Here is a 20,264-nt window from a genome sequence, read left to right as displayed (position 1 = left end):
GAGTGCTGGCTTGGCCGGGAGCTTGGGCTTGGCCGGGAGTGCGGGTTTGGCGGGGAGTGCTGGCTTGGCCGGGAGCTTGGGCTTGGCCGGGAGTGCGGGCTTTGCGGGGAGTGCTGGCTTGGCCGGGAGCTTGGGCTTGGACGGAAGCTGGGGCTTCGCGGGGAGCGCTGGCTTGGCCGGGAGTGCCGGCTTCGCGGGGAGTGCCGGCTTCGCGGGGAGTGCGGGCTTTGCAGGGAGTGCGGGCTTGGACGGAAGCTGGGGCTTCGCGGGGAGCGCTGGCTTGGCCGGGAGTGCCGGCTTCGCGGGGAGTGCGGGCTTGGACGGAAGCTGGGGCTTCGCGGGGAGCGCTGGCTTGGCCGGGAGTGCGGGCTTCGCAGGGAGCTTGGGCTTGGCCGGGAGTGCCGGCTTCGCCGGGAGCGCGGGCTTTGCGGGGAGTACCGGCTTGGCCGGCAGCGCCGGCTTGACCGGGTGGGCCGGCTTGGCCGGGAGCGCGGGCTTCGCGGGGAGCGCGGGCTTGACCGGGTGAACCGGGTGAGCAGGCTTGTCGGGCTTGGCCGGGTAGACGGGCTTGGCCGGGTGAACCGGGTAGGCAGGCTTCTCGGGCTTGGCGGGGTGGACCGGGTAAGCGGGCTTGACGGGGTGGACCGGGAAAGCGGGCTTCTCGGGCTTCGCCGGGTGGGCCGCGTGGGCGGGCTTGATCGCGTGTGCCGGGTGGGCGGGCTTCGCCGGGTACGGCGGATGCGGGGTCTTGTGGTCGTCGTGGGCGTAGGCGGTTCCCGCGCTCGTCAGCGCGGCTGCGGCGAGCGCGGCAGCCATGGCGGCCGACGCCAGAACGGATCGCCATTTCGGCGATGTCGTCATCTTCTCCACTCTCCTCGACTTGGTTCAGGGCCTCGTGACGGCTGGTCAGCACCAAGAGCCGGACAGTGGATGCATAGGAAATCGGTAGATATGAAAAACACTGCGAGGGTCATTAGTCACCGGATGGTGTAGCGCAGCACGCCAGTTGGCCCGTGCGGTGGGCCAAGTGCCGTGAAACTGCAACTGCACAAAACGGCCCGCCGGCGAAGACCGCGGCCGACCACCACCTCGCCGCCCGGCTGAGCAGTCCCAGGGCTGTGACCTCGGAGATCTCGGTGGCGGTACAGTCTGCGCAGGCCCGCCTGCCGTATCCGACCCCCGATGCCCGAGGTTTTCCTTGCCCAAGCCCATGGCCCGCGTCCCCCAACGACGCAACGCGCGCTCCAACCGGGCGCGCATCCTGGCCACGGCACGCCAGGAGCTCGGCCGCAACCCGGACATCACGCTGGAGGAACTGGCGCGGGCCTCCGGTGTCGTACGGCGCACCCTGTTCGGTCACTTCCCCGGGCGCGCGGCGCTGCTGGAGGCACTCGCCGAGGAGGCTTCCGAATCCCTTCGGAGCGTGCTGGCGGCCGGGGCTGCGCGCTTCGGGTCGGGCGAGCCGGCCGAGCGGGCGCTTGCGTACTTCGTGTTCTCGATCTGGCCGGTGGGGGACCGTTACCGGTTCCTGCTGGCGCTGGCCCGCCGCGACCTGGGCGCCGAACGCGTCGCCGAGGTCCTGGCACCGGCCCGCGCCGAGGCCACGGCCATCCTGGAACGAGGCCAGCGCGACGGCGTCTTCCACACGCACCTGCCCCCGGCCGTGCTGAGCGCCGGTCTGGAGGCGATGACGGTCGCCCTGCTGGAGGAGGTCAACACCGGGGCGCTGGAGGACGACGGCACCCACACCGCCGTCGCCATGCTCATCGCGGCCGGTGTGCCGGACGAGAAGGCGCGCGCCGCGGTCGACGCCGTCGCCTCGACGGTGGCGGCGGAGGCCGCAGCCGACGACTGAGCGAGGTCGTAGCCGGCCCAGGGCCTGTCCGGCGGATCATGCCGGCGTCGCGGTGCCTGGCACGCGCTCCTCCAGAGGGGGGACCTAGGCCGTCGGCGCCGGCCAAGGCGTACGTCGTGAGCGCCTGCACGGCGTCCTCGTCCAGGTCGGGCAGGACCGTTTCGACCACTTCGGCGATCTTCCGCCGGCTGATGTCGCGGACCTGGAGGAACACCGTGGGGCCCGGGGCTCGGTGGGTCGCCGCTCCAGGGCGAGCATGAGGCCGAGGCGCAGGAAGTCCGGCGCGTCGACCAGTGACCTGGCCACGTTCGCGGCCATGGTCGTGACCCGCTCCCGCGGCGTACCGGCCTCTTCCCCCGGCAGTTCCATCGCGGCCATCCACGTCTCGAAGCTGCGCTCGATGACCGCGGCGATCAGGTCGTCCTTGTCCTTGAAGTGCCAGTAGATCGAGCTGGCCGGCAGTCCGCATTTGGCGCTGACCGCCGCGATGGACGTGCCCTCGTAGCCGCGCTCGCCGGCGATCTCGACGGCGGCGTCGAGGATCCGCTGCCGGGACTCCACCCCGTTCGCGCGCTTCTTGCGCGCTGGTCATCGGATGTGTCCTGGTCATCGGATGTGCCCTAGCTGGAGTAGACGCCCGCGTGGCCGAGGCTGAGGGTCTCGCGGTCCACCCGCACCTTGCGGTCCTGGAGCGGTCGTACGAGATCGTCGGCGGCGTCCATCAGGGGGAACAGGTCGCAGGGGCACCCGCGCCCTGCCCGGCGAGCGAGGCGTCGACCCGTACGGCGCCGCTCTCGACGGCGACGACGGTGTTGGCCACGCCCAGGGCGAGGTTGTGGTGGGCGTGGATGCCGAGCTCGGTGGCCGGGTCGAGGACGTGGGCAAAGCCCTGCTGGCCTTCTCCGGCGCCGAGTTGGTGGAGGAGGTGCTCTCCCGGCCGCTGCCGAGCCTCACCCCGCACTCGATCACCGACCCGGGCCGCCTGCGCATGGCCCTGGAGAAGATCCAGGTCTCGGGCCTCGCCTACGAGGAGCAGGGGCCGTGCCGGGTGCGAGCTGCATCGCGGCTCCCGTCTTCGCCGGCGGCACCGCGGTGGCCGCCCTCTCGGTGGCCGTGCCCCGCTCACGTTTCAGCCCCGCTCAGCCGGCTCCTGCTGTGCGCACCGCGGCGCTGGGGCTGTCGCGGGTGCTGCGGGGCGGCGGCTGAGGCTCTGGGCGCACTCCCGGAGGTCGGAGTGCAGGGGATCGAGTCCCGTCGAGCGGAGCTCGTCGCGGGTTCGTGTGCGCTGGATCTTGCCGCTGGTGGTTCGGGGCACGCTCATCGGCCCGACGATGACGATCTGGACTGCCAGCCGCAGTTCCTGGGCCAGGCGCCTTCTGATGAGGTCGGCGAGGGCCGCGGGGGTGCGGCCGTTGAGGTGGAGCGGGCGGATTTCCTGGACCAGGACGATCTGCTCGTGGCCGGAGGCGTCGGGCAGGGCGAAGGCGGCGCAGGGGCCGGTCGCGGGGTCGGCTGTTTCGCTGACGCGTTCGATGTCCTGGGGGTGGATGTTGCGGCCGTTGACGATGATCAGGTCCTTGGCACGGCCGGTGACGTAGAGCTCGCCGTCCTGGAGGAAGCCGAGGTCTCCGGTACGCAGGTACGGGCCGTCGCCGTCGGCGGTGACGGCGGCGAAGTGGTCGGCGGTGCCTTGGGGGTCGTTGAGGTAGCCGTCGGCGACGCTGTCGCCGCGCACCCAGATCTCGCCGATCTGCCCGTCTTTCAGGGGAGATGAGGTCGCGGAGTCGACGATCCGGACGTCGGCGTCGGCGGGACGGCCGCAGCCGACCAGGTCGACGCCGTCCGGGGCGACGCCGTCCGGGGCGGGCACGGCGCGGCCGGCCTCCAGCGCGTCCCGGTCGAAGCGCCCCACGGTCGGCCCGCTGCCGCAGGGCGTGCCGGTCACCATGAGGGTGGCCTCGGCCAGGCCGTAGCTGGGCGCCCAGATGTCCGGACGGAACCCGATGGGGGCGAGTCGGCGGGCGACGGCGTTCAGGACGTCGGCGCGGACGGGCTCGGCGCCGCTCAGTGCGAAGCGCAGGCAGTCCAGGTTCAAGTCCTGGTCCAAGTCCCGGACCATGTCCGTGAGTTGTCCGTCCTTGAGGCTCCTCAGCAGCCAGTCGTAGCCGAAATTCGGGGCGAAGGTGTAGAAGGCCCGGTACCGGCTGATCATCTGGAGCCACAGCAGCGGGTGGGCGATAAAGGACACCGGGGAGCAGAAGACGAGGTTGCCGCAGCTCGCGAGCGGGCTGAGCAGCATGCCGACCAGACCCATGTCGTGGTAGTGCGGGAGCCATCCGGCGCCGGACTGCGTCGGGTCGTGGCGCAGTTCGTCCAGGACGTCCTCGGGGAGGAGTTTCTCCCTGATCGACAGCAGGTTGTGCAGCAGGTTCCGGTGGGTGATGACGACACCGCGCGGCTCGCTCGTCGACCCGGAGGTGTACTGGATGTAGGCGGTCGCGGAGAGCTCCAGGGCGACGGGGGACCAGGGGCCGGGGTCCGGCAGTACGGTCCTGTCAGCCCTCTCGGCCCTCTCGGCCCTCTCGGCCCTCTCGGCCCTCTCGGCCCTCACGATCCCGTCGGTAGCGACGCACTCCGTCCGCAAGGTGAGGCCCAGGCCTGCCAGCCAGGAGTCGAGCCCCGGCTGGTGGGCGGCGTCGCTGAGGACGAGCCCGACGTCCGCGTCGCGGATGATGCCCTCGGCGCGCTCCAGGGCCCGCCGGTCGGTGGTCGGCAGCGGGGCGGGGATGGCGACCCGCCCGGAGTACAGGCAGCCGAGGAAGACCGCGAAGAACTCCAGGCCCGCCGGGTACATCAGCAGGACGTGTGCGCCGGGCGGTGTCCGGTCGGCCAGCCATGCCCCCACCGCACGGGCCCGTGCGTCGAGTTGGGCGTACCCGAGACGTTCCACCTCGACGAGCTCGCCCCGGACGCTGTCCACGCGCGCGTACCAGCGGGTGTCGCCGAGGAGCCACACCTTCTCCCGCAGGAACCGGACGAGTTCACTCACCACCGGCTCCGATCCGCCCGGACAGGGCCTCCTCCACGTAGCCGACCACGGCGCCGACCGTGTGCAGCTCCCAGGCGACCTCGTCGGGGATGCGTACCCCGAACCGCTCCTCGGCGACGACGGCCATCCGCACCAGGACGAGCGAGTCGAGGGCGAGGTCCGCGATGAACGCGGTCTGCTCGTCGACCTGTTCGGGGTTGACATCGCCGAACTCGGCGAGCATCGCCTTCAGTTCGGCGAGGATCTCGGCGCGGTTCACCGAACGGCCCTTTTCTGGGGCTTCTGAATCTTCTGCGACTTCTGAGCCTTCCGTAGCTTATGAGCCTTTCGCGGTACGTCCCAGGCGACGGGCAGGGCGCTGAGGCCGCGTTCGAACATGCTGGGCCGCCACCGCGGCGTGCCGTCCAGCCGCAGGCCGGGCAGCCGGCGCAGGACGGTGGTGACGGCGGCCTCGGCCGTCATCCGGCCGATGTGGGCGCCCAGGCAGTAGTGGGCGCCGTGCCCGAACGCCAGATGGCCCGGGGTGGGCCGGTGCAGGTCGAGCCGGTCGGGGTCGGGGAAGCGGGCGGGGTCCCGGTTGGCCGCGCCGAGGCACACGAACAGGGACTCGTTCGCCGGGACGGTCACCTCGCCGAACTCGACGGGTTCGAGGGTGCCCCGCCAGCTCGTGAAGGGCAACGGGCTCTCGTAGCGGAGGAGCTCCCCGATCCCGGTCTCCAGCAGGGCCGGGGCGCCGCGGAGTTCGGCGAGTTGGCCGGGGTGGGTGAGCAGGGCGTGCAGGCTGTTGCCGACGCTGTTGATGCTGGGGTCCTGACCCGCCACCAGCATCATCATGACCTGGCCGTGCAGTTCGTCCTCGCCGATCAGCCCGTCCTCGTCGCGGGCCCGGACCAGCAGCGAGATCAGATCGTCGCCGGGGGCGCGGCGCTTCTCGGCGACGGCCCTGCGGACGAACCCGTCGATCTCGTGGGCGAGGGCCGCCACGTAGGGGACGTCGTTGTTCCATTCGGCGGTACGCCAGATCATCGCCCGCAGATGGTTCATCCGGGGCGGGGTGGCGCCGAGGACGGAGAACAGGACGTTGCCGCCGAGCGGGTAGGCGACGGCCGCCATGAGGTCGGCCCGGCCCCGGTCCACGATCTGGTCGATCCGGGTGTCGACGACGCGCTGCACCCGGGAGCGCCACTGTTCCTGGCGGGCGGGCGTGAAGAACGGCCGCATGATCGCCCGCAGTTCGGCATGGCGCGGGTCGTCACTGTCCAGCAGGTGTGTGAAGAGCCGCTCCCGCAGCTCCGACGGCCAGTGCCGCAGCCACATACGGCCGGCGCTGACGCGTTTGCTGTCGCAGCTCACCCGCGGGTCGGTGTGGGCCCGGCGGACGTCGTCGTAGCGGGTCAGCAGCCAGCCCGGACCGTCCGGGGCCATGATCCGGCTCACCGGCCGGTGCTCGCGCAGCCAGCGCAGCGTCGGATACGGGTCGTGCTGGAACGCCTCGGTGAACGGAGCCGGCAGCCCACCCGGCAGCTCCTCGGGCGGCCAGCCGGGCGGGTACTCCCGGACCGCCTCGACCCTGGGCCTGCGCCGCGCCGGGACATAGGGGACGACGTCATCGGAGTGCGCGGGCGGGGGCTGCGCCACGGACACGCCCTGGAGGCGGCTGGTGCGCAGCATCGGGTAGTTGAGCTCGCCGAACCGGTCGCCGCTCAGCCCCGGACCGCCATGGTTGGACAGGTACGGAACGCCCGCGAGGTGCGAGTCGTTCACCCGGATCTGGCCGCACGAGCGGACGTCCCGGACGAACCGGTCGACGACCTCCGGGTCCTGGGCCCACAGCGAGTTGCGCAGACCGTAGGCGCCGGCGGCGACGAACGACACCGTCTCGGCGAGGAGTTCGCCGTCACCGGCGGGCTCGGGGACGACGACGGTCAGCATCGGGAAGAACGTCTCGTGCCGGACCGACCGCAGCTCCCGCGCCCGGGCGAGCCCGTCGACCCGGATGAGCGCCGGCTCCGCGAAGACGGCGACGTCGCTCTCCCGCCCGCCCACGTCCAGGTGGCGTCCGCCGGTCAGCACACGGGCGCCCGCCCGCCGGGCGTCGGCGAGCGCGGCGTCGTATCCGGCGGTGTTGGGCGTCGCGGCCAGCACCACCTCGGGATCGTCGGGGAAGCCGGGCCGCAACGCCCGGACCTGTTCGGTGAGTCGGTCGGTGAGCCGGTCGGCGATCTCCGGGTGGACGAGCGCGATGTTGGGCGCACAGCAGATCTGGCCGCTGCCGTGGTACGACTCCAGCAGCGCGTCCACGGCCTGGTCGAGGGGCGCGTCACGCCACACCACGACCATGTCGTTGCCGCCGAGTTCCAGGATCGGCTTCTTGCCCGCGACCAGACACGCCTTCTCGATCTGTTCGCCGCGGATCGAGTCGCCGAAGTACAGCACGTCGTCCACCAGCGGACTGTCCAGCCAGGCATCCAGTGCCTGGGCCGGGTCGGTGCACAGCGCCGACAGGACACCGGGCGGGGCGCCGGCCTCGGCGAGCGCCGGCACGGCGATCCGCTCCAGCAGATACATCGCGGCGATCGGCGCCTGCCGGGACAGCCGTACCACCAGCGCGTTGCCCGCCAGCACGGACTGGAAGGCCGCGCCGACACTCAGCGCCGGGGTGTTCTGCGGCGGCTGCACGCATACGACGCCGTCCGGCACCCGGCGCAGCGACACCGTCCGTCCACCGGTGGTGTGCCGTGTCTCCAGCTGACGCAGACACCAGTCGGTGGTCTCGGGGGCGAAGAAGGTGACCAGGTCGGCGACCTCCATCCGGGCCAGCCGCACCGGGTGCCCTTCCTCGACCAGGAGGTCGGTCAGCGTGTCCGCGTGCTCTCGCAGCCGCGCGCGGAACGCCTCGGCGACGGCGGCGCGTTGGGGCCCCGGGCTGCCGCCCCATTCGTCCGCGGCGTGCCGCGCGGTGCGCAGCGCGGTCCCCATGAGGTCGGGTCCGGCGACCGCGCAGCGTCCCAGGATCGTTTCCGGGTGGGCGTCGGCGCCCATGCGCCCGGCGTTGAGCGCGTTGCGGTAGCAGGTGGCGCCGATGGGGTCGTCGATCAGAGCGCTCGCGCGCAGTGCGTAGACCCACTCGGTCGGGCCGGGGACGGTGGCGCCGCCGATGAGGGGACCGAAGCTGAGAAAGCCTTCGGCGCGGTCCGCCGTCGGGGTTTCGGGCGCCGGGGTATCGGCCGCTGGGATATGGGGTTCCTGACAGGTCACCATGAAGGGCCTCCCTTTCAGCCGTTGGCGGTGTCGGTGGTGCGCACGCCCAGGCGCAGCAGCACATGGCGGGCGAGGTCGGTGACGGTGACGCCGCCCTGGAGGAGTTCCAGGGGCGGGATCTCGACATCGAGGCGTTGCCGCAGCGTGGTCAGCAGCTCGGCGGCCATCAGAGAGTCGACGCCGTAGTCCTGAAGGGGAAGTTTCGGGTCCAGGCGGGCGGCGTCGGTCTGCAGGATCTGGGCCAGGTACTCGGCGAGCGTGCTGCCGACGGTCGTCAGCGCCTCCTCGGCGGTGAGGCCGGCCAGGGCCGCCACGAGGTCCTGGCGGGTGTGGCCGCCGAAGTCGCCGTCGGCGGGCAGCAGGGCCGCGAAGCGGGGCGTGGTCAGGGCCGGCAGGAAGGTGCGCAGCCGGGCCCAGTCGTAGCGGCCGACACCGGCGACGGCGGTGCCGGACGCCGCCAGAGAATCCAGGGCGTCCAGCGCCTCGCGCGAGCCGAGCGGGAACGTGCCGAGCGCTTCCATCGACGGTACGAGGCCCTCGCGGGCGACGTGGCCGCAGTCCCCGAGCGCGCCCCAGGTGACGGCGAGGGCCGGTCGTGCGCCGTGGTGCCGTCGCCGGGCCAGCGCTTCGGTGAAGAGGTTCCCGCCGACGTAGGCGGACTGCTTGACGTTGCCGATGGCTGTGGTGAACGAGGAGTACAGCCAGAACAGCCGCAGGTCGTGCTCGCGGGTCAGCGCGTCGAGGACCGCCGCGCCGGCCAGCTTGGGCGCCAGGACCGCGCGGATCCGCTCGTCGGTGAGTTCGGTGAGCGGGGCGTCGTCGAGCGTCATGGCCGCGTGGACCACCCCCGCGAGCCGGTGCCCGGTGGCCTCGATCCGGCCGATCACCTCGGCCATGGCAGCGGAGTCGGTGACATCGGCGGCGTACGGCGTGGCGGTCACGCCCAGCGCGGCCAGGTCGGACAGTACATCCTTCGCCTCCGGACCGTCGGCGCCCCGCCGGGAGACCAGGGCCAGATGGCGGGCGCCGCGGTCGGCGAGCCTGCGGGCGGTCGCGGCGCCGAATCCGCTCAGCCCGCCGGTGACCAGATAGGTGCCGCCGGGATCGAGCCGGGGCGGCTCGGGCCGGGTGCGGACGGGAACCGGGCCGTCCTGCGGGTCGAGGCTCACGACGACCTTGCCGATGTGCCGCGAGTGCTGCAGCAGCGCGAAGGCGTCTTTGGCACGTGCGGCCGGGTACACGGTGTGCGGCAAGGGCCGGTAGCGGCCGTCCGCCACCCGCTCGGCGATCTCGGCCAGCAGACGCCGACCGTGTTCGAGCCCGGCCTCGTCGGACAGCAGGGCGGTGACGTCGACGCCGAAGAAGGCGATGTTGCGGCTGAACGGCCGTATGAGGAGCGGCTTGTTGGCGTAGATGTCGCGCTTGCCGAGTTCGATGAACCGGCCGCCCGGCCGCAGCGTCTCCAGGCCCCGGTCGATGGCCTGTCCCGCCAGCGAGTTGAGCACCACGTCGACCCCGCGCCCACCGGTGATCCGCAGCGCCTGACCGGCGAAGTCGAGGCTCCGGGAATCCAGTACGTGCTCGACGCCCAGCGCGCGCAGCAGGTCGCGCTTGGCCGGGCTGCCCGCGGTGGCGATCACCGTGGCGCCCACCAGAAGGGCGTACTGGACCGCGGCGAGCCCCACCCCACCGGCAGCCCCGTGCACCAGCACGGTCTCCCCGGCCGCGAGCCGCGCCAGGTCGTGCAGGGCGTAGTGGACCGTCAGGAAGGCCACCGGCAGCGTCGCGGCCTCCGCGAATCCGAGACCGTCGGGGATCTTCACCACGGCCGCCGCGGGAGCCACCGTGTGCGAGGCCAGACAGGCCGGAACGGCCGCGCACACCCGGTCCCCGACGGCCGGCTCGCGTACGCCCTCACCCACGGCCGTGACGATCCCGGCGCATTCGAAGCCGGGCCCGTCCTCGCCGAACCCCCCTTCGCCCGCCTCGGGGGGCAGCAGACCGGTCGCCTGCATGATGTCGCGGTAGTTGAGCGCGGCGGCGCGCACCGCGACCACCACCTCACCGGCCCCGGGAACGATGGGCCGGGTCCGGGCCCAGACCGGCTCGTACGACAGTCCGGGCGTGCGGATCTGAAGGGCGCAGGGTTCGTTGCCGCTCTGCTCGACGTGCTCGCCGGACGGAAGTTCGCGTTCCCGGGGGACGAAGCGGCCGCCCGAGGTGATGACGATCTCGTCCTCACGTGCGGCCGGGCCCCCGTCGTCACCGCACGACACGGCGGGTTCCAGCAGTTCGCGGGCCAGCCGATGCGCATCGGCGGCCGGGTCGCCGAGGCGTTCCAGCGACAGCCGGGTCACGCGCAGATCGGGGTGCTCGTTGGCCAGGGTGCGGGACACGCCCCAGGCGGCGGCGTCCTGCGGGTGGGCTGCGTGTTCGGGCGTGGGCAGCGCGCCGCTGGGCCGGGTCACCAGCCACAGGGCGGGCCGGGCGCCGTCCGGGAGGTTCCGGCAGGCCGCGGCCAGGCCGCGCAGTGCGGCAGCGCGCCGTACGGCCTGGTCGAGCATCGCCTGCGGGTCGGCGGGGGAGCCGGCGGGGGAGTCGCCCAGGAGGAGCACCACGGCCGGGTTGCCGTCACCGGTGAGCGTCGCCGTCCAGGCCGCGGGGGCGACGGGAGCGGGCGTCACCGGGACGGACCGCGTTCCGCCGTCGGCCAGGAGGGCGGCGAGGCGCTCGGCCAAGGGGCTCTCCGACTCGCTCTCGGTGGCCACGATCCACCGGGTGCCGTCGTCCGGCCGGGGCAGCGCGGGTTGAGCGGTCGCGTATACGGGTGCGGAGGCCAGCAGCACCGAGAGACCGTCCCGGGCCGGTGACTCGATGGTGCCGCCGAGGCAGACGACATCGGCGAGGCCGCATGCGCGGAGCAGATCAGTCCACTGGTCCCGGCTCAACAGGGGCGAGTGCGGACGCAGTTCGTCCTCGTGCCGCCAGAAGCTGTCCAGCGTGCCGAAGAACGGCAGCAGGTACTCCGTGTCGTGTGTCTCGAAGGCCAGCAGTCGGCCACCGGGGGCCAGCAGCCCGCGCACACGGCGCAGGGCAGCCCCCAAGTATGTCGCGGTGTGCAGGGAGTTGGCCGCGACGATCAGGTCGTAAGCGCCGTCGGCGAAGCCCTGCCCGGCCGGGTCGGCGTTCAGGTCGAACGGGCGGTAGTCGACGAAGTCGTGGTCACCGAAACGGTGCCGGGCGCGGGCGAAGAACCCCGCGGAGACGTCGGTGAAGTGGTAGACGGACCGCTCGGGCGGCAGCAGCGGCAGCACCGCGGCGGCGGTCCCACCCGTGCCCGCGCCGATCTCCAGGATCCGTAGCGGCCGGTCCTCGGGCCAGATCCGGGCGATCTCCGCCGCCAGCGCGGCAATGACCCGGTTGTGGAGACGGCAGGACGGCGCCATGTCGTAGAACTGCTCCAGGGCTTCTTGGGAACCCTGGCCGGTCAGCAGGTGCTGCGCGTCGCGTGCACCGCGCAGCACCTGCGTCAGGTGCGACAACTGGCAGACCGCCAGCTGTACTTCGGCACTGCAGGCCGGAAAGTCCGACGGCAGCGCGGCCAGGAGGGGTCCTGGGGCCGCAGTGCCGGTCAGTCGCCACCGTCCGTCCTCGCCGGCGGCGGCCAGACCGTGACCGGCCATCAGGCCGAGCAGGGCCCGCGCCAGCCGGTCGTAGCCGGGGAGCATCCCGTGCCGGATCAGGTCGGCGGGCGTGAACTCGGCCCCGTCGGCGGGCAGCAGGCTCCCGAACGCGGCGGCGGCCACATGGGCGGTCACCAGCTTCAGCCGGGCGGCGAAGTCCGCGAAGCGCGTGGCGCGCCAGCCGGCCTCCAGCGCGGCAACGCTCCCTGCGGCGGCCGCGGCGAGGTCATGGTTGGCGGGAAGCGGCGAGGGCGCCGACGGCAGGTGGAGGTGCGGCGCGGCCCGCAGCACGGTCTCGTACCGCAGGGGCACCCGGTCGGCCGGGCCGGGCACCCGCCGCATGCGTACGCCGTCCAGTTCCGCGGTGACGCTGCCGTCCGGGTCGGTCACGGTGATGTCGAAGCAGAGTTCGGCGGCGGCGCGCGAGCGGTCGCGAACGTGCAGCATCCCCGTCGCGGACGGGCTCCGCCACACACGTACGGCCCCGATCGCGGCCGGAAGCCAGCACTGCCCGGCGTCGGCCCGGGCGGCCACGAGCGGCACACATGCCTGGAGCGCGCCGTCCAGCAGCGCCGGATGTACCACGTACTGCGCGGTGTCGGCCGCGTCCGTGGTGTGCCGGTAGGCCGCCAGTACCTCCCCGTCGCCGATGTGCAGCCGTGCGAGCTGCCGCAACGCGGGCCCGTAGTCCAGGCCGGCCGCGGCCAGTTCGGGATACAGGGTGCCGACGTCGCCCCGGCGGGCGCAGCGGGCACGCACTGCGGTCAGGTCGATCCGGGCGGGCGGGCGGCCGATCAGCTCGCGGACCCGGCACCGGGCGTGCGCACGGGGCCGAGCGCCGTCGGCATCGGTGCCGTCGACGGCCTCGGTGCTGGTGATGGACACCATGCCGTCGTCGGGTGAGAACCCGAGCTGCAGGTGCACGTCCCCGGCCCGGTCCCACGGGACGACCAGCGGGCGGCTCACCTCCAGCCAGGCCAGTTCCACCGGGCCGTCCAGCACCCGCCGCCCGGCGGCCAGCGCCATCTCGACGTAGCCCGTCGCGGGCAGCACCACCGAACCGGCCACCTTGTGGTCGACCAGCCAGGGCACCAGCACCGGTTCGACCGGCCCGTGCCAGGAGGGCTCCGCCGTCGGCAGCCGCTCGCCCAGCAGAGGGTGGTCCAGCCGCCCCGATCCGCTGCTGACGATCCACTGCTGCGGGGTGCCGCTCCAGTGCCGTTCCCGCTGCCACGGGTACGCGGGGAGCTCCGCCACCCGGGCGGGGCGCGGGAACCAGCGCGTCCAGTCCGTCTGCGCCCCGGCGGCGATCAGCGCCTCGACCGACCGACGCAGCGCGGCCGGGCCGGCGGTGTCGCGGCGCAGGGTGTCGAGTACGGCCACCCGGTCGCGCCCGGCGGTGATCCGGCGCAGATAGGTGCGCAGGACGGGATGGGGGCCGACCTCCAGCAGGACGTCGACGCCCGCGTCCAGGGCGTGGTCGACGGCGGCGGCGAACCGGACCGGCTCGCGGACGTTGCGCCACCAGTACTCGGCGCCCAGGCCGTTCGCGGGCACCGGGCCGCCGGTGACCGTGGAGATCAGCGCCTCGGCGCTCCCGCTCGGATCCAGCCCTGCGAGGCCGACGGCCAGCGGGGCGCGGACCCGCTCCATGACCGGGCTGTGGAAGGCGTAGTCGAGGTCCATGAGCCGGAAGAACACCTCGCGGGCCGTCAACTCCTCGCCCAGCGACTTGAGTTGGTTCACCGTCCCGGCGACCGTCACGTCCCTGGCACTGTTCACGGCGGCCACCACCAGGCCCGGATACGCCGCCAGCACCCGCTCAGCCTCGGCCGACGGCAGCCCCACCGCGGCCATCCGGCCCCGGCCGGCCGTCGCCGCCTGGGCCCGGCCGCGCTCGGCGACCACCCACGCCGCCTCCTGCAGCGTCAGCGCACCGACGGCGTACGCGGCGGCCACCTCACCGACGCTGTGCCCAAGCGCGACCGTCCACCGCACGCCCCGCTCACGCAGGACCGCGACGATGCCGGCCTGCACCGCGAACAGCAGCGGCTGCGCCACCTCGGTGGCCTCCAGCCCCCACTCGTCCGCCGGCCGGCGCAACTGCGCGGCGACCGACCAGCCGATCCGGGGCGCCAGCGCGCCGTCGACCGCCTCCACCTCGGCGCGGAACACCGGGTCGGCGTCCAGCAGGTCGGCGGTCATCCCCGCCCACTGCGAGCCGTTGCCCGCGAAGACCAGCCCGACCCGGCCGCGCTCGACCGCCTCACCGGTGACCCCGTCCTCGGTCAGGATCCGCGCGGCCTCGCGCGGGGACGAGGCGAGCGCCACGCGGCGGTATCGGTGCCTGGCGCGGCGGAGACCGGTGGTGGCCGCGATGTCGTAGAACTCCGCGGATCCCATCGACTCCGCCGATCCCGCCGACTGCGCCGGTTCTGTGGGCGGCTTTTCCGGCGTGGTGCCCGTCAGCCGGGCGGCCAGCCGCCGCGCCGCCTCCTCGGCCGCCTGCGGGGTACGTCCCGAGGCGATCACCGGCAGTTCGCCGACCGCATCCGCGCCGGGCCGCGGGTTGGCAGAAGGCGGCGGGCCGAGGACGACATGGGCGTTGGCCCCGCCGAACCCGAAGGAGTTGACGCCCACGAAGCGCCGCAGGCCCCGGCCCCCCGACGCCAGCGGACGCGCCCGGTCGACCGGCTCCAGCCCCAGCCCGGCGAAGTCGATGCCGGGGTTGAGCGGATCCAGGTGCAGTGAGGCGGGGATCGTGCCGTAGCGCAGCACCGCGAGGGCCTTGAACAGCCCCGCCATGCCCGACGCCGGCTCCAGGTGCCCGACGTTGGACTTCACCGACCCGATGGGCAGCGGCCCCACCGTCCGCGCGACGCCCAGTACTTGGCCCAGCGCGGTGCACTCGGCCGGGTCGCCCGCCTGCGTGCCGGTGCCGTGCGCCTCCACGTACCCGACCTCGTCGGGCGCGATCCCCGCCCGCTCGTACACCCGCCGCAGCAGGTCCTCCTGTGCCGACGCGCTGGGCAGGGCCAGCCCGACCGTGTGCCCGTCGCAGTTGCTGCCGGCGCCGGCGATCACCCCGTGGATCCGGTCTCCGTCGGCGAGTGCGTCGGCCAGCGGCTTCAACACCACCACGCCCGCGCCCTCGGCCCTGACGAACCCGTCGGCGTCCGCCGAGAACGCCGCGCACCGGCCCCGCCTCGACAGCATCGACGCCTGGCTGAACCCGACGAATCCCGCAGGGTTCAGCAGCACGTTGACCCCGCCCGCCAGCGCCACACGGCTGCCGCCCGACGCGAGCTCCTGGCAGGCGCGCTCCACGGCCACCAGCGACGACGAGCAGGCGGTGTCGACGGCCATGCTGGGCCCACGCAGGTCGAAGAAGTGCGACAGCCGGTTCGCCGCGATCGAATGGGCCGTGCCCGCCATGGAATAGGCGTTCATCCGCCGGGCCCTGACCATCTGCAGCCCGCCGTAGGAGAAGTCCGAGACACCGACGAACACACAGGTGTCGGATCCCGCCAACCTCGCGGGGTCGATCCCCGCGTCGTCCAGCGCCTCGACGGCCGTCTCCAGGAGCAGCCGGTGTTGCGGGTCCATCTGCGCCGCCTCCCGCGGCGAGATCCCGAAGTAGTCCGCGTCGAACCCGGCGATGTCCGCCAGGAACCCGCCTCGCGCGGTGTACGACTTTCCCGGCCGTGTCATCGCGGTGTCGACGAACCGCGCGCTCTCGAACCGGTCCTCCGGGACCGCCCCGACCAGGTCACGCCCGGCCTCCAACGCCTCCCACAACCCGGGCAGATCCACGATCCCGCCGGGCAGCCGGCACCCCAGGCCCACGATCGCGAACGCGCCCATCCCGTACGAATCCCGCGACATCCCTACGCCCCCAGTCCCGAAACTCTGTGTAATCGTGCGACTACGAGATCACCATGGCCGGGGTGTCGGGACAGGTCAAGCGGAACCGGTCGGTACTTTCCCTCTCTTCACGTTGTGACCTGCGACAACTCCCATGCGTGCGACGGCAATCGGAGTCAACCTGCGGAGCTGGCAGATCCAAGTGGGGGAACGGCGCCCGACACAGGGAGTCACGTGACTGGCAATGCTTCGTGTGCGTCGTTGCCGCTCATCGAGGGTGTGAGTCACCACATGTCGTTGGGGGCTGCCTGGTTGGAACGGAGGATGACTGCGCGGCGGAGGGCGTCGCGGCACGCGAGGACGGCGGGGTGCCGGCTGCGGCCTCGGCGTACGACGATGAAGATGCGGCGCGTGCGTTGGCCGCGGGGGAGTTGCCGCAGGGTGACGGTCCGGGGCTGCCCGCTGAAGACGAGCTTGGGGAGGAAGGCCGCACGTCGGGTTCGGAAGCCGGCGTTGCGGCACAGGGGCATGGCCCAGTGCCGGGCGGCTGTGCCTTCGGGTTCCATCACCTTGCGCAAACCATCCGCCGCGACAAGGCCCTTGTCGCGGCGGATGGTTGAGGGATCAGGGAACGGGCTCAGTCCGTGGGGACGGGCGCGCAGACCGCGTACACGTCGAAGGTGGTCGAAGCGTCGCCGCCGTTGAATACGGTTCCCGTCCAGCCGGTTGGGGAAAGGGGCGCTCCCAGGGGGAACCTCTCGACCAACCTCAGGTCGTCGCTGCCCGCGCTGACTCCGCCGCCGAGCGGCCTCTTGCCCGCGGGACAGTCCACGGCCGCGCTCGCGGTGGTTCCGACGGCCACCGGCACGTTGCCGTCCCCGGCCACCTCATAGCCTTCCCCAGGGCTGACGCGCGCGCAGATCACGTACACGTCCATGACCGACTCAAAGCCGCTGCCGTTGAACACGGCTCCCGCCCAACGGCGCGAGCTCGTGGGGAACGATTCGACCACCCTCATGTCGTCGTCGCCGGTATATACCCCGCCGCCGAGTGGCCTCTTGCCCTCGGGGCAGTCCACCCCCGTAGCTCCGGTGGCTTCCGCAGCCACCGGCACGGTGGCGCTGACCACCTCGTAGCCGGACAGCGGGAAGACAGCCGCATCCGCCTGTGCCGTCGGCGCGGTCATCTCGCCGACCACCAGCACAAGCAACGCCCCCAAAGCTTACGGCACGGCGGCCGGGCGGGGAGTCAGCGGCTCCCGCCCGGCCGTGGCAGTTTGCGGATCATCCGCCGGGGCACTGGCTCGGTGGTGACCTGGCGGCGGGCCCAGACAGTGCTGCTTTCCGCGCAGGGCATGCCCGTTGACAAGACCGCGACGGTCACGTGCACCAGCTCGGACCGGGTCCGCGACGTGATGGCCGAGCAGGGCCTGCCGTTCTCGACCGGGAGCCTGGCCAAGCTGGCCGACTTCCTGGTCACCGAGGGGGTGGTCGACGACATCAGCCACGAGGGCCTTCGGGTCCTGCTCCGCGAAGAGGGCGTCTCGTTTCAACGCGTGAAGACCTGGAAGACCTCACACGACCCGGACTACGCGGTCAAGAAGGCCCGCATCGAGCACCTGCAATGGGGCTACACACGCCCCCACGGGGTCCGCCACCTGTTCGCCGCCTACGACCTGGCGAAGAACCAGCTCTACGGGCACATCAAGAAGACGAAGAACAGGTCGAAGTTCCTGGAGTTCTGCCGCTACCTGCGCTCGCTGCACCGAGATCGCCCACACCCCGACCAACAGCTCCTGGCTCAACCAGATCGAGGCCCAGTTCACCGCCCTGCGCTACTTCGCCCTAGACGGCACCGCCCACACCACCCACAAGGCAGGGCACCTGCGCGCCACTGTCGGCGCATCACACTCGAAAGCGCCCGCAACAGGCATCCCGAAAGGACCGAAAAACTATGCGCTTTACCTCTGAGACGTCGTCCGACGGCGTCTTTGAACAGCTCTTCCTCCTCGGCGACATCCCTGGCGTGCTATGGACTCCACGAGGTGCCGACGGGACCCGCCCCCTGATTGTGATGGGGCATGGCGGCGGTCAGAACAAGAAGGCCCCTGGCATCGTGGACCGTGCGCGCCGCTTCGTGGCCGAGTGCGGTTTCGCCGTGGTGGCGGTCGATGCGCCTAGCCACGGTGACCAGCCGGAACATGAGGAGTTCACCCGGATCGCGACCGAGTACGAGGCCCGGCTTGACGCCGGTGAGGGACTGGCCCCGCTGATCGCCGGCTTCCAAGCGCTCGTTGTCCGCCAGATCGTGCCGGAATGGCAGACAGTCCTCAACGCGGTCCAGAAGCTCAGTCATGTTGGCATTGGCCCCGTTGGCTACTGGGGTGTGTCGCTGGGCTGCGTGATCGGTGTCCCGCTTATTGCCGCCGAGTCCCGGGTCCGGGCGGCGGTGCTGGGCCTGGGCGGTGCTGAGGTGTCAGCCGAGACCGCCGCGCGGATTACCGTCCCGGTGGAGTTCCTCGTGCAGTGGGACGATGAGCGAGTGCCACGGACCCAGAGCCTGGCACTGTTCGACGCCTTCGCCTCAAAGGAGAAGACGCTGCACGCCAACCCCGGCAAGCACGGTGAGGTCCCGGCATTCGAGATAGACAGCACGCTCCGATTCTTCGCCCGGCACCTTGGCTGATACCGCCGCCAGGTCATCGCATGGATGGAACAGGCCGAACTGGCCGCCGCGTCGACCGGATGGGGAACATCTGGAACATCTACGGCCGTCGCGAGGGCACCGAACGGCTGCCTCGGCGTCCTGGGCGGCATCGAGGTCGTCCGCACCCTGAACGACCTCGGCATCACCACCCGCCGCCCCATCGAGGTCGGCTTCTTCACCGAGGAGGAGGGCGTCCGCTTCGGCACCGACATGCTCGGCAGTGCCGTCGCCGCCGGCCGCCTGACCCTGGAGTACGCCCACGCCCTGACCGACCGCGAAGGTCTCACCCTCGGCGGGGAACTCGCCCGCACCGGCTTCGACGGACCTGTCGACGTACGCCTCGCCCCGCCCCACGTCTACGTCGAGTGCCACATCGAACAGGGCCCCGTTCTCGCCGAGAACGAGGTCGAGATCGGGTGTGGTCACCGGTGTGCAGGGCATTTCCTGGCAGGAGATCACCATTCACGGCCGCGCCGCCCACGCCGGCACCACACCCACCGACCTGCGCGCGCCACCGTCGGCCACCTGATCGCCAGGACAGTCAGCCTGGTCTGTCACTCACCGTCCGGCGGATGGCCAAGACGGCCTACGTTCCCTTCGACGAGGGCGTGCGGAAGGCCATCGCACAGGCCGCCGAAGACCACGGCTTGGAGCACGTCTCCCTGCTCTCCGGCGCCGGCCACGACGCCCAGGAGATCGCCGCGCTCTGCCCCACCGCCATGATCTTCGTACGAGGCGAGTGCGACGGCATCAGCCACAACCGCCGCGAGTACTCCACCCCCCCCCAGGCCTGCGCCCACGGCGTCGACGTCCTGGCCACCACCCTCCTGCGCCTGGCCAACCAGCACTGACCGCTCACGCCCGCTAGCTAGTCGGGAAGCCCTCGGACCTCGTACCCGGCGGGCGGCGTACGCCGACGTGGTGTCGGAGTACGCCGCCCTGGAGTGGGACGAGCTGCCGGCCCTACTTCGGGTCGCGGTTGAACAGCGACTTGGACCAGAGGTAGCCGAGTGCGGCGAGTCCCAGGCACCAGGCGACGGCGAGCCAGCCGTTGTTGCCGATCTCGGTGCCGAGGAGCAGGCCGCGCAGGGTCNCGAGGAGCAGGCCGCGCAGGGTCTCGATGGCGGGTGTGAAGGGCTGGTACTCGGCGATCGGCTGGAACCAGCCCGGCATCGCGTCGACCGGCACGAAGGCGCTGGAGAGGAGCGGCAGGATCATCAGCGGCAGGGCGTTGTTGCTGGCCGCCTCGGCGTTCGGGCTGGACAGCCCCATGCCGACCGCGATCCAGGTGAGCGCGAGGGAGACGAGCGTCAGCAGCCCGACTGCCAGGATCCACTCCAGGACGGTGGCGTCCGTGGCCCGGAACCCGATCGCCACGGCAACGGCCCCGACGAGCACCACGCTCATCACGCACTGCAGCACGCTGCCGACGACGTGCCCGACGAGCACCGAACCGCGGTGGATCGCCATCGTCCGGAAGCGGGCGATGATGCCCTCGGACATGTCCGTGGAGACGGACACCGCGCTGCCGATCGTGGTGCCGCCGATGGTCAGCATCAGGATGCCCGGGAAGAGATACGCGAGGTACTCGGACCGGTCGGCACCGCCGTCCCCGATACCGGCGCTCATCACGTCGCCGAAGATGTAGGCGAAGAGCAGGAGCAGCATGACCGGTGTGAGCAGCAGGTTCAGGGTGAGGGACGGGTAGCGCCGGGCGTGCAGGAGGTTGCGGCGCAGCATCGTGGAGGAGTCGCGGACGGCGAGGGAGAGGGAACTCATCGGGCGGTCTCCTTGGGCTGGTGGGGGATGTCGGTGGCGCCGGTCAGGGCGAAGAAGACGTCGTCGA

General features: G+C 72.2%; 9 protein-coding genes and 6 pseudogenes. 5 read left to right on the top strand and 10 right to left on the bottom strand.

The features are described 5' to 3' along the window. Nucleotides 1–861 (bottom strand): annotated as a pseudogene (locus ADL12_RS56085) (hypothetical protein); the annotation flags it as partial. Between the two features lie 337 nt (nt 862–1,198). Between ADL12_RS56085 and ADL12_RS05210 the strand changes: the two are divergent. Beyond that, nucleotides 1,199–1,855 carry a TetR family transcriptional regulator gene (locus tag ADL12_RS05210; RefSeq protein ID WP_062698971.1) on the top strand — a complete coding sequence of 219 codons (657 nt, stop codon included), beginning with the start codon at nt 1,199–1,201 and terminating at the stop codon, nt 1,853–1,855. 85 nt (nt 1,856–1,940) lie between these two features. Here the strand turns inward: ADL12_RS05210 and ADL12_RS05205 are convergent. Together ADL12_RS05205 and ADL12_RS49650 are read right to left on the bottom strand one after the other, a co-directional pair. Continuing rightward, nucleotides 1,941–2,416, bottom strand: a pseudogene (locus tag ADL12_RS05205) (TetR/AcrR family transcriptional regulator); the annotation flags it as partial. Between the two features lie 62 nt (nt 2,417–2,478). After that, nucleotides 2,479–2,735: pseudogene (locus ADL12_RS49650) on the bottom strand (4-hydroxy-2-oxovalerate aldolase); the annotation flags it as partial. Here ADL12_RS49650 and ADL12_RS49645 point away from each other — a divergent pair. Further along, nucleotides 2,730–3,061: pseudogene (locus ADL12_RS49645) on the top strand (IclR family transcriptional regulator domain-containing protein); the annotation flags it as partial. The pseudogenes ADL12_RS49650 and ADL12_RS49645 overlap by 6 nt on opposite strands. Here ADL12_RS49645 and ADL12_RS05195 read toward each other — a convergent pair. From ADL12_RS05195 to ADL12_RS05170, 6 genes are all read right to left on the bottom strand, one after another. Beyond that, nucleotides 2,985–4,904 (bottom strand): fatty acyl-AMP ligase, encoded by a 1,920-nt coding sequence (locus tag ADL12_RS05195; RefSeq protein ID WP_159053084.1) that lies wholly within the window; start codon nt 4,902–4,904, stop codon nt 2,985–2,987. The pseudogene ADL12_RS49645 and the gene ADL12_RS05195 sit on opposite strands and share 77 nt — an antisense overlap. Then, entirely contained in the window at nt 4,897–5,163 is a 267-nt protein-coding gene (locus tag ADL12_RS05190; protein WP_062698965.1) for an acyl carrier protein, read from the bottom strand. The genes ADL12_RS05195 and ADL12_RS05190 overlap by 8 nt, the downstream gene beginning before the upstream one ends. Then, the gene (locus tag ADL12_RS05185; protein WP_062698963.1) at nt 5,160–8,165 is read right to left on the bottom strand and encodes an aldehyde dehydrogenase family protein; all 3,006 of its coding nucleotides are present in this window, start codon (nt 8,163–8,165) and stop codon (nt 5,160–5,162) included. The genes ADL12_RS05190 and ADL12_RS05185 overlap by 4 nt, the downstream gene beginning before the upstream one ends. 14 nt (nt 8,166–8,179) lie before the next feature. Further along, nucleotides 8,180–15,733, bottom strand: a complete 7,554-nt coding sequence (locus ADL12_RS05180) for a type I polyketide synthase (protein ID WP_062698961.1) — start codon at nt 15,731–15,733, stop codon at nt 8,180–8,182. A gap of 263 nt (nt 15,734–15,996) precedes the next feature. Next, complete coding sequence (locus ADL12_RS05175) at nt 15,997–16,278, bottom strand: type 2 periplasmic-binding domain-containing protein (protein ID WP_244187778.1); 282 nt, start codon at nt 16,276–16,278, stop codon at nt 15,997–15,999. Between the two features lie 71 nt (nt 16,279–16,349). Beyond that, nucleotides 16,350–16,922, bottom strand: a complete 573-nt coding sequence (locus ADL12_RS05170; RefSeq protein WP_208614476.1) for a hypothetical protein — start codon at nt 16,920–16,922, stop codon at nt 16,350–16,352. 144 nt (nt 16,923–17,066) lie between these two features. Here ADL12_RS05170 and ADL12_RS49640 point away from each other — a divergent pair. From ADL12_RS49640 to ADL12_RS58310, 3 genes and pseudogenes are all read left to right on the top strand, one after another. After that, a pseudogene (locus ADL12_RS49640) lies at nt 17,067–17,586 on the top strand (IS630 family transposase); the annotation flags it as partial. A 79-nt stretch (nt 17,587–17,665) separates the two neighbouring features. Continuing rightward, nucleotides 17,666–18,397, top strand: a complete 732-nt coding sequence (locus ADL12_RS05155; protein WP_062698951.1) for a dienelactone hydrolase family protein — start codon at nt 17,666–17,668, stop codon at nt 18,395–18,397. Nucleotides 18,398–18,421: 24 nt separating this feature from the next. After that, a pseudogene (locus ADL12_RS58310) lies at nt 18,422–19,269 on the top strand (M20/M25/M40 family metallo-hydrolase). Nucleotides 19,270–19,381: 112 nt separating this feature from the next. On the opposite strand, the gene ADL12_RS05145 reads toward ADL12_RS58310, so the two are convergent. Beyond that, entirely contained in the window at nt 19,382–20,197 is an 816-nt protein-coding gene (locus ADL12_RS05145; RefSeq protein WP_062698947.1) for an ABC transporter permease, read from the bottom strand. Between the last annotated feature and the right edge of the window lie 67 nt (nt 20,198–20,264).

The organism is Streptomyces regalis (assembly GCF_001509475.1).
Taxonomy (GTDB): domain Bacteria; phylum Actinomycetota; class Actinomycetes; order Streptomycetales; family Streptomycetaceae; genus Streptomyces; species Streptomyces regalis.
Note: the sequence above shows the minus strand (reverse complement) of the source record. Positions and strands in the feature narration are given on the sequence as shown.